5 protein-coding genes are annotated in these 11,583 nt (G+C 45.4%); all 5 read left to right on the forward strand.

The features are described from left to right. Positions 1-4,151 (forward strand): Ig-like domain-containing protein (locus PJIAN_RS10220; protein ID WP_084252379.1); only part of this gene is annotated, 4,151 nt, incomplete at its 5' end. 118 nt (positions 4,152-4,269) lie between these two features. Beyond that, positions 4,270-5,205: a PorP/SprF family type IX secretion system membrane protein gene (locus tag PJIAN_RS10225; RefSeq protein ID WP_068704726.1), complete on the forward strand. Its 936-nt coding sequence runs from the start codon at positions 4,270-4,272 to the stop codon at positions 5,203-5,205. 88 nt (positions 5,206-5,293) lie between these two features. Then, the gene (locus PJIAN_RS10230; protein WP_084252380.1) at positions 5,294-7,525 is read left to right on the forward strand and encodes an OmpA family protein; all 2,232 of its coding nucleotides are present in this window, start codon (positions 5,294-5,296) and stop codon (positions 7,523-7,525) included. Between the two features lie 214 nt (positions 7,526-7,739). Then, positions 7,740-10,460, forward strand: a complete 2,721-nt coding sequence (locus tag PJIAN_RS10235; protein WP_068704730.1) for a T9SS type A sorting domain-containing protein — start codon at positions 7,740-7,742, stop codon at positions 10,458-10,460. A 110-nt stretch (positions 10,461-10,570) separates the two neighbouring features. Beyond that, positions 10,571-11,284, forward strand: coding sequence for a hypothetical protein (locus tag PJIAN_RS10240; RefSeq protein WP_153802545.1), 714 nt, complete (start codon positions 10,571-10,573; stop codon positions 11,282-11,284). Positions 11,285-11,583 lie beyond the last annotated feature (299 nt).

Genomic DNA, 11,583 nt, shown 5'->3' on the forward strand with positions numbered 1-11,583 from the left:
CTGTTCCTGAAGCTGCTACGCTGACTGCTACCGATAATTGTGATGTAGCTCCCGTGGTAACTTACAAGGAAGTACGTACCGACGGCGTTTGCCCGAGCACATACACCCTGACTCGCACATGGACAGCAACCGACGCCTGCAGTAACAGTGCATCGAAGACACAGGTGATCAAGGTACAGGATACCACCGCTCCGGTTTTGAGCGAGGCTCCTGCTGACGCTACCGTGGAATGCAATGCCGTACCTGTAGCTGCAACACTAACAGCTACCGATAACTGCGACGCAGCTCCTGTGGTTACTTACAAGGAAGTGAGCACCGACGGCGCTTGCCCGAGCAATTACACCCTGACCCGCATCTGGACAGCCACCGACGCCTGCAGTAACAGTTCTTCAAAGACACAGGTAATCACCGTTCAGGACAAAAAAGCTCCGGTTTTGAGCGAAGCACCGACAGATATTACCGTAGAAAGCAATGCTGTTCCAACCGCGGCTACACTGACAGCGACAGACAATTGTGATGCAGCTCCAGTGGTAACTTACACAGAAGTAAGAACTGATGGCAATTGTCCAAATAATTACACACTAACACGCACTTGGACGGCCACCGACGCTTGCGGTAACAGTTCTTCAAAAACACAAATAATTAAAGTACAGGATACGGCAGCCCCTGTACTGAGTGATGCTCCTGCTGATGTTACCGTAGAATGCAACGTAATACCAGATGCAGCAACACTTACAGCTTCAGATTACAATAGCACGGTCATACCTGTAACTTACACAGAAGTAAGAACTAACGGCGTTTGCCCGAGTACCTACACTCTGACCCGCACATGGACAGCAACCGACGCTTGTGGAAACAGCTCTTCGAAAGTTCAGGTGATCAAGGTACAGGATACCACCGCTCCTATTTTGAGCGAAGCTCCTGCCGACGTTACTGTAGAATGCAATGCAGTACCTGTAGCTGCAACGCTGACAGCTACCGATAATTGTGACGTGGCTCCTGTGGTAACTTACAGTGAAGTACGTACCGATGGCGTTTGCCCGAGTACCTACACTCTGACTCGTACCTGGACAGCTACCGACGCTTGCGGAAACAGCGCATCGAAAGTTCAGGTGATCAAAGTTCAGGATACCACCGCTCCTATTTTGAGCGAAGCTCCTGCCGACGTTACCGTTGAATGCAATGCTGTTCCTGAAGCTGCTACGCTGACTGCTACCGATAATTGTGATGTAGCTCCCGTGGTAACTTACAAGGAAGTACGTACCGACGGCGTTTGCCCGAGCACATACTCCCTGACCCGCACATGGACAGCTACCGACGCTTGCGGTAACAGTGCATCGAAGACACAGGTTATCAAGGTTCAGGATACAAAAGCTCCTATTTTGAGCGAAGCTCCTGCCGACGTTACCGTGGAATGCAATGCCGTACCTGTGGCCGCAACGCTGACCGCTACCGATAATTGCGACGCAGCTCCTGTGGTTACTTACAAGGAAGTCCGTACAGACGGCGTTTGCCCAAGTACCTACACTCTGACTCGTACATGGACAGCTACCGATGCTTGCAACAACAGTGCATCGAAGACACAGGTGATCAAGGTACAGGATACCACCGCTCCGGTTTTGAGTTGTCCTCCATCTCAAACCGTATTTGTCGATGTGGATAAGAACTTTGCTACGGTTACCATTGCATCACCAACTGTAACCGACAATTGTGGTCAAGTTAAGTACAGCAACGATTTCAACCACACGATGAATGCCAGCGGTCAATATCCGATAGGAACAACCACCGTGACCTGGACGGCAACCGATGAATGTGGCAATACCACCTCGTGCAAACAAACAATAACAGTGGTGGATAATCAGAATCCGCTGTTTACAAAATGTTTCACAGGTCAGAATGTAAGCTTCACCTCTCAGAGTGGCGTTTACACCTACACCATTAAAGGTACAGGATGGGATGCAACTGCAACCGACAATGATGCTCTTGCTTCGTTGACATACGACATGACTGGCGCAACAACCGGTTCCGGAACGACTCTTGACAATGCGATACTTAATGTAGGCCTTACCAACATTAAATGGACAGCAACGGATAAATCCGGCAATACGACAGTTTGTGAATATGCGATCACGGTTATCTACGGCAATGTTCCGCCGATAGCAGTTGATGATAATGTATCAACTCCGGAAGACATAACCGCTACAGGTAATGTTCTCGCAAACGACACCGATCCGGACGTAACGAATGTCCTCACGGTAACAGGCTTTGTATGGAATGGTACCACTTATTCGCCGGGGACAGCCACTTCGGCAGAAGGGACGCTGACCCTCAATGCAAATGGCGGATTCACCTTCGTACCGACGTTGAATTACAACGGTACAGTTCCGGCTATCACTTACATGATAAGTGACGGCGTGGGCGGCACAGCTTCTGCAAAACTGATTATCACGGTAACGGCGGTCAATGACGCACCGGTAGCCAGACCTGACGTATACACCACACCGGAAGACACACCGGTAAGCGGTAATGTATTGGCAAATGACTCTGACGTGGATGGTGATCCGCTTTCGGTAGCCAACATCGTTGTAGGCGAAAAAGTCTACACAACGCCGGCTTCTGTCAACGTCTCTTCAACGGGTACTCTTGTGGCTGCTGCCAATGGAGCATTCACATTTACACCGGCTCTTAATTTCAACGGAAAAGTACCGACTGTCTTCTATCGTGCAACTGATGGTTCGGCTGTTGTTTCTTCAACACTCGACATTACGGTAACGGCAGCGAATGACAATCCTGTTGCCAATGCAGATGTGAAAAGTACACCGGAAGACACTCCGTTAAACGATAACGTACTGACCAATGATGCCGATGTGGATGGCGATCCGCTGACAGTGACCGGATTTACAATCGGAGGTACTGCTTATAGCGCCGGAGCTACAGCTACAATGACAGGTATTGGCACAATAATTATCAATACCAATGGTAGCTACACCTTTACTCCGATGGCTAACTACAATGGTTCTGTTCCTGTTATCACTTACAACATCAGCGATGGCAATGGTGGCACAGCTTCCGGCACGTTGACAATTACTGTCACCTCGGTTTCTGATCCTCCTGTTGCAGTCAATGACAATGTGACGATGATTCAGAATACAAGTACAACCATCAACGTATTGTCCAATGACAGCTTTGGCCCGGATGGACCATCCACCACTGCAATCACAGCCACAAGCGCGGCTCACGGAACGGTAACGGTAAATAACGGCGGAACGCCGAACAATCCGACAGACGACAAGATTGTTTACACTCCGACAACCGGATACACAGGTTCCGACTCGTTTACCTATACGATAGCTGCAAGCAACGGTCTGACATCGACGGCTACGGTAACCATTACGGTGAGACCATATACAGATATGATGACCTTCAACAAGAGGTCAACCTCACCGGTAAACAACGGAGATGGCACTGTTAACTGGAAATACACCATATCGGTAACCAACAAATTAACCACTGACTCAATTACCTCGATACATATTACCGATGACCTGAGCAGGGTAATTTTAAGTCCGATGGAATTCCGGGTGGTTGGTATTACGGCAACCGGCAAGTTGAAAGCAAACGGGCTCTTTGACGGCGTTACCCGCACCAACGTATTGCTCGATGGCAGTGCAGTGGCACCTAACAGCACGGAAGAGATCACCATTGAAGTGCACACCACATTGAACCGGTTCTTTGGAACAGTCTACAATCAGGCTGTGCTTGACGGATCGTCCAGGACTACCGGAGCCATCTCCAATGTCTTATCTGATGACCCATCGAACACTGAAGGTGCATTCCCGAGACCGACAAAGACGGAGATACCTGAGATTCTGATTATCCCGGATGCGTTTACGCCTAACCAGGATGGTCATAATGATAAATTCACAATCATTCACTCCTCACGAATCACTATCTCTCTGGAAGTCTTCAACCGTTGGGGTAATAAGGTTTACGAGAGCAACGATTATCAAAACGACTGGGACGGTAAGGGCAGCGGACATCTGTTGGGTCAGAATCTGCCAAGCGGAACATATTATTACATCATAGTGATCCGCAATACAGAAACGAATAAGGTTGAAAAACTAGCAAGCTATATCACATTGAGACGTTAACAGCAATACCGGCAAAGTGGAGTTGTCTTTTAGTAAACGAAAGCACTCCACGATACCGGGAAACGTTAACTATGAAAATGGCAGAGACAGGCATGAATAACCATTAAAATTTACGACAATGTTACATACTCTGACTTCCAAATTATCATTGATTCTTACCACAGGTTTGCTGCTGCTTTGCGGCACCCTGAAGGGTCAACAAGAGCCGATGTATTCTCAATACATGTTCAATATGATCCATATTAACCCGGCTTATACAGGTAATCGCGCAGTTGACAATATAACAGCCTTGTATCGGGCTCAGTGGATAGGTATTACCGGAGCACCCAGAACCGGGTCCATCACATGGGACAGACGCATTGAAGGCAGCAATGAAGGCATTGGCCTGCAGGTCTACAATGACCAAATGGGCATTGAAAAGACAACCGGCGTACAGGCATTCTATTCGCACCGTATTCCTTTCAACGACGCATTCCTGTCTTTGGGTGTAAGCGGAGGTCTTTTAAACTACAGGGCAAACCTTTCAGAAACCAATCCGCTGGATCAAACCGATCCACTGTTGCAAAACGATGTGAGCGGATGGTTGCCCACTGCCGGATTCGGGATGTTATTTGCCACCGAAAAATGGTATGTTGGTCTTTCTGTTCCGGCCTTGTTGCACACAAAAATAGAAGCCGAAAACCAGTTGAACCAAAAGAGTTTCGGAGCCAACAATCACTATTTTCTCACCGGCGGTTATCTCTTTACGCTTTCACCGGTCATCAAACTCAAACCGTCTGTTTTGATCAAGGCCGTAAAAGGGGCTACCGTTCAATACGATTTTAACCTCAACGGGTGGTTCCATGATATACTGGGTGTGGGAGTCAGTTACCGGACAGGCGATGCTTTCGTGGGCATGGTGGAATTTCAGGTACTTCCGCAACTGCGTATCGGATACTCATACGACTATACGATTTCCGATCTGAAAAGTTACAACAAAGGAACGCATGAAATTATGCTCAGACTCGAACTGGGTGGAGCCAGCAAAGAAGTTCAGTCTCCCAGATACTACTAACCGGCTCGTGTCATAATAATGCGTCCTAAAATAGGTGAAAGCCAAAGTAATACAGATCAAGTTTATAAACCAGATAATTAGCACAACTATGAAAACTATTACCCAAATATCCAACCGCATATTGACATCATTATTACTTTTGCTGGCGATGGGTAGTTTTACCTTGTTTGCCCAAAGCGGAATGAACATTACTGCAGATATCAGTCAGGGTGATGCGGCTTATGTGGCAAAAAAATATGTTTTAGCTGCCGGTTATTACGAAAAGAGTATTGCCAGGGGGAATGTTTTAACACCGGTATACTGGACAAAACTTGCTGACTGTTACTGGCAAACCAGATCGTACGATAAATGCAAAAAAGCATACGACCACCTACTCGCAAAAAATTCAGGTTCTCTTTCCAATACGGATCGTATCCGTTTGGCTGAGATTGCGGCACGCGCCCACCAATACAAGAAAGCAGGCGAATGGCTCAAAGGTATTCCGGGATTCGAACAAAAAGCCGAAGCTTTCATGGATGCCGGCAAACTGGCAGAAATGGAAAAAGACTCCGCCGACTGGCAAATGAGTTTTCCGGACATGAACACTCCCTACAGGGAATTTGCACCACTACTCAACAGCAATACATTATTATTCAGCAGCAACCGTCCTTACGCATCCAAAACAAGAGCTTTCGACTGGGACGGAGGAAACTATTCGCGCCTGTGGCAGGTAGATAAGAACACATTGAGCACTCAGCCGGTATCCTCATTAACCGGCAAACAAATTACTGACCTTTCAGCAATACCAACCAAATCTAAAGAGAAGAGGATAGCGGGCGTCTATGAAGGAGCAGATACAAAGGCTTCTGCGCCCGCTTTATCGGTAGCTTTTCCACGCAATTACCTGCAGGGAAATACTTTTGTGGGTTCTCTTGTGGAAGGGTTGGACAATGTGCCTTACAATGCAGGCGGTGTTTCAATCGACAAAAACAATACCATTTATTTCTCGGCCAACTATGACCACCCCGATGCGAATAAAATCAACCGTATCCGACTGATGCAGGGATCATACGACGGCAAAAAGATAACCAACATCAAGGCTTTGCCATTTGGCGATCCCAATCAGTATTCGGCAATGCATCCTGCGGTAAATCCGGAAGGAACATTGTTGGTATTCAGCAGTGATATGCCAAACGGAAAAGGTGGTTACGACCTGTATGTTAGCAAAAGAAACGACAGCTCTCAATCGTGGGGCGAACCCCAAAAACTGGATGTGATCAATACTGCCGGAAACGAAGTGTTCCCGTCCATTACCGAAGACGGCTACCTGTACTACAGCAGTGATGGACGTCCCGGTCTGGGAGGACTGGATATTTACCGCATCCCGTTGAAAGACCTTCTTGCCGGAAATGATAGTTCGGAACACCTGAGCTATCCTATCAACAGCAATACCGACGATTTCGGATGGACACAGGGAGCGAGCGCCTCAACAGGATTTTTCACCTCCGATCGTATCGGTGGCAACGACAATATCTTCGGATTCAACTACGAAAAGAAAATCTATTCTTCTCTGATAGAAGGTTATGTAAAAGACAAAAGAACGCTCCAGCCAATCAGCGACGTATCGGTTTTTGTTTTCGACCCGAAAGAACGAAAAGTATATGTGCTGAAAACGGATGCTAACGGTAAATACAGCATGGAAGTCAAACATCCGTCCGATATAATTGTGAAGGCTGTTGCCAATCCGTGCAATTACGCCATCGAAGGAGTGAAGCAAAACTGCAACTGCGACTGTCTCGCCATGCAGGTGGTTAACCCCTCGAAAGCTACAATGGTTCAGCCGGCACCACGCGATTTGCTGCTCGACAAGTTTGCCATCGGCATGAAATGGAAACTGGACAACATCCATTACGATTTCGACAAATGGAATATCCGCGCCGATGCACGTCCGATTCTTGACAGTCTGGTTACCATCATGAAAATCTATCCGATCGACATAGAACTCAGCGCCCACACAGACTGTCGCGGTTCCTACAGCTACAACGACACACTGTCTGACAAGCGGGCCAGATCGGCTGTTGCATACATTGTATCAAAGGGCATTAACCAAAATCGAATAATAGCAAAAGGTTATGGAGAACATCAACTGCTAAACCGTTGTGATAACGGCGTTTGGTGCAGTGAAGCAGATCATCAGCTTAATCGTCGAACAGAGATTAAGGTGTTAAGTTACAGCTCAGACAAAGAAACACCGGGAGCTTTCGACCCGAATAAATTCAAAGCGGGAGAACAGCTCGATCCAACTATACTTCCGGCCAATTTCTTCGAACAATGCAAGTAGAATTTTAATCAACAAAATGATCTGCGGAAGTTAGGGAGTGCTTCTCTTTGGGAAAAGAGAAGCCTCCTGTCTTTTACGGTACAGACCGGGCATTAGCCATCAATCCGGTTAAAACTTATAATTACGCTATTAAAAGGCACATCTCAATCGGAGAGCACCTCATACATAGTAAAAGTCAGAATAATGCCTTGTTTTAACAAGAAAACTTATTGCCATGAAGAATTTTTACCCCCAGATTAATTTCGTTCAAACTGAAACGGAATTAACAACCAGAATTACATCCTCATCTTCTGTTAACAAGCTTTTGGGCAAAACCTGTTTTTTGCGTACGTTGATTAGCTTGCTCCTGTGTTTTTATATAGGTACCTCATTTGGACAATCGGCAGGTGACTACAGATCTGTGAATTCGGGTAACTGGACAGATCTAAGTGCATGGCAGCGATATGACGGAACCAACTGGGTTACACCAACAGCAGCACAAGGATATCCCGGGCAATATGCAGGAACCGGAGCTGTAACAATTCAAAACGGGAATAATATAGTTTTGAATGTCGTCTTTGCTTCAACTCAGACTTTTACAAGTTTAACAATAGTAGGATTAGACAGTTCCAACTGGAGTGCATTAACTATAGATGGAACACTTGGAGATTCCAAAAATCAGTTGTTTCTGTACCTCAGCCAATTAACAATAAATAATTTCGGGAGGATTATATGGATTACCAATCCTGCAGCATTAATCATCCCACAAGCTGCTGTTCTTACAATTAACGGAGGGGAATTGCGGGGCAACGCAAGTAACGGATCTCAGCGTCTTGATCTTGGAGATAAAAATACAATATTTGCTACCAGTGCCACAGGAAATGGTCCCGGCACTTATACATTCGATCAGATTAATGCTGTTTCAACTTCATTAAATGCACTTCTTTCAGCACCATCGCCATTGTGCTATGGAGATAACATTGTTCTTACATCGGCCTATTCAATTCAGAGTAACATCGGAACCACCACACCCGGTGGATCCACACCCGGGATTGCATATTCATTATTGGAAGGCGGCACATTGTTAAGCAGCGGAACTTGGCCTTTTGCCAACCCATTACAAACCATAAATGCAATATCTGTCAACGCGTTATCTGGGAAAGCCCCCGGCACGTACACCTACACACTGAAAATAATCACCTATTTAGGTAGTGCAATCTTTTATAATTCCAAAGATATTACTGTCATCGTTCGGTCTTCCGGCACCTGGTTAGGTGTCACAAATACCGACTGGTTCACCGCGAGCAACTGGTGTGGAGGAGTTCCGACTTCATCCACAGATGTATATATTTCCACAGGTGTAACATATCAGCCAACTATAGTATATTCTTCATCTTTCCCGGATGGAGCTGTCTGCAAATCGCTTACTATCCATAATGGAGCAAAGGTAACCATTGCAGCAGGGTCCTCTTCAACGACCCCGGGAGGCTCTTTAAACGTGCAAAATACAATCACAAACAATGCCGGAGTTGACGGGTTGACCATAAAAAGCGCGGCCAATTGCCCCAATGGTACACTTATATTTCATAATGCGCCATCAGCTCCGGTATTGGCAACCGTTGAAATGTATAACAAAGCATATTACGATCCGGCAGGGCCAGCCGGATATAAATACAAATGGCAGTTCTTTGGAATTCCGCTGCAAGGTCCGGTTCCTCCTTTACCAACCTGCTACGGTTCATATGTACGTGAAAACGATGAATCGCAGCAAACTTCATCGCACACCGCAGTGTGGACCAACGCTTCTTCGCTGAGTTCGTTCAGAGGATATGAGATTACGCAGACGTCGCCTAAAACCCTTTATTTCCAGGGACAATTGACAAACAGCAATTATGCATATCCGATCACATGTAGTCCTTCTGGCGCGTATCCGGGCAATAATATTCTTGGAAACTCCTATACGGCAGCTATTAATATAAGCACAATGGGCTTCGGAGATAATACGGAACAGGCTGTATACTTGTATAATACCGGGTCTTTTGCAGACTGGCAATCAAATAGCGGAGGAACAGCTAATGGAACCAATCCCGGTCAGTACACTGTTTCTACTCCCGGCACTGCCGGCACTGGTGGAATTCCGGCAGAGATTCCTTCAATGCAGGGGTTTATGGTTAAGTGTACCGCAAATAGCACCTTCACGTTCAATTATTCGTGGGTGAAGAGCAATGCTACCGTTCAACGTGTCAAAGCTTTCAGAACAAATGAGCAACCCAAAATATTCACCATCATCGACGTACAAGGTAAGCGATATGGCGACCGCATGTGGATATTCACAGATCCTCTTTGTTCTCATACGTTTAACAACGGTTGGGACGGAAGAAAATTCCTGGGTTCAAGCCTGACTCCTCAACTGTATGCTGTAGAGCCGGATGGAAGCTACCAAATTGAAGCTGTTGATGATATAAACAATACTTGTCTGGGATTTAAACCCGGAGAGGATGCTTCATACACGCTGACATTTACCCATACAGCCAACACCTTTGACCATTATACCCAAGGTATCTATCTGGTTGATTTAGTTACCGACAAGGTCACCAATATTAGTCAAAGCGGGTCTCAGTATACATTTACAGTCTCTTCTTCCGACCCGGAGAATCGTTTCAAAATTATTACCGGAAAGACTTCGAAAATGAGTGCTTCAACTGTCTTACCAACCACATACAGTAGATCAGACATCAACGTATTTAACAATGGCAGAACAATAATCATAAATAACAATAGTAGTACATCCGGTCAATTATCGATTTATGACATGACGGGCAGGCTGGTAGAATATATTGATTTCGGAGCAATGGAGGAGAAGATTGTGAACACACAGCTTCCTTTTGGAGTTTATATTGCCAAAGCATCGACAAATACAATGAAAATCACAAAACGCCTGATCATAGGAAAATAGTACGAATTCAAATTGCAAATCATAACAGGAACATATAACATGGATTACTAATCAGGTGAATTTGAAACGGGGATTGATGATAAACCATGAAAAAAATCTTCCGATTCAAAATGAAAACGGAAAACTATAAATATAAAATCTACACTGTAATTCTGCTTCTATTATTATCCTTATCGACAATCGCCGGAGCTGAATACCGGGGAGATGTGCCGGGTTCTCTGCTTCCCCGTTTTTTTCATTCGTTGTTTGCCAGAAAATCCGGTTCGCCAACATCGTTTACCCATACGAATAGCATCTCTTATAATTTTGCATATCTTCAACAGGGGCATATCACAACCAAAGCCAGCAAAAACACCGACAGTAGTGGGGAACAAACCGATATATGGTCTGTTAAGACTACTTCCAAACATCATTTTACATCCAAAGGATTAAAAACAGAATCACCACAACAATCACACAATTATGTATATGCAATTGTTTCAACGAGACAGGACGATCATCTAAGTACTGCGTTGTTCGCATCAGCTATGGCTGTTTCTTTGTCTTCTTCCAAAGGTAGCACGGGTACTGAAAGTTCGGCTTCGTCAGGCATCACTTCTTTTCCTAAACCTTTTGACAAAGTCAACATATTAACATATGCTCAGTATGAAGGAGGAACTGACCCGGGTGGAGATCCCGACACGCCTCCCCTGGCAATTGGTGATGGCTTCGGTATATTGTTTCTGTTCTCCGTTTTGTATATGCTGCTTAAGAGAAAACAATTGTGCTTTCATAATGACGTAGCGCTTACTGACAAAAAAGAAAACACAACGCAACAGACTTAGACGACGAAGAAGTTGAAGTAAACCCCTAAATTCTCTGAAGAGGACTTTAATACAACACCCCAATCTGATTACTTTCAGGTTGGGGTGGTTTGGGTTTATACATGATAGAGATAAATTCTGTGCAATTAATTGAATTTGTTAACATAAAAGAGGCCTATTTCAAAGGGAATTTGTAGATTTGTACAACTTATAGAATGTTTTTGAACTAGGAGTTTTATCGTAATAAAGGATGCGTGATAGGCTCGTTTGATATTACTCGAAAGTTGTTATGTGATTTGATCATAGATTATTACGTTTAG

The sequence above is a fragment of the Paludibacter jiangxiensis genome (assembly GCF_001618385.1).
GTDB classification, from domain to species: Bacteria; Bacteroidota; Bacteroidia; order Bacteroidales; family Paludibacteraceae; genus Microbacter; species Microbacter jiangxiensis.

Bases quoted from the DNA above. Each gene is read 5' to 3' on its own strand.
- PJIAN_RS10225 (WP_068704726.1), top strand. From the start codon at position 4,270: ATGTTACATACTCTGACTTCCAAATTATCATTGATTCTTACCACAGGT.
- PJIAN_RS10230 (WP_084252380.1), top strand. From the start codon at position 5,294: ATGAAAACTATTACCCAAATATCCAACCGCATATTGACATCATTATTA.
- PJIAN_RS10235 (WP_068704730.1), top strand. From the start codon at position 7,740: ATGAAGAATTTTTACCCCCAGATTAATTTCGTTCAAACTGAAACGGAA.
- PJIAN_RS10240 (WP_153802545.1), top strand. From the start codon at position 10,571: ATGAAAACGGAAAACTATAAATATAAAATCTACACTGTAATTCTGCTT.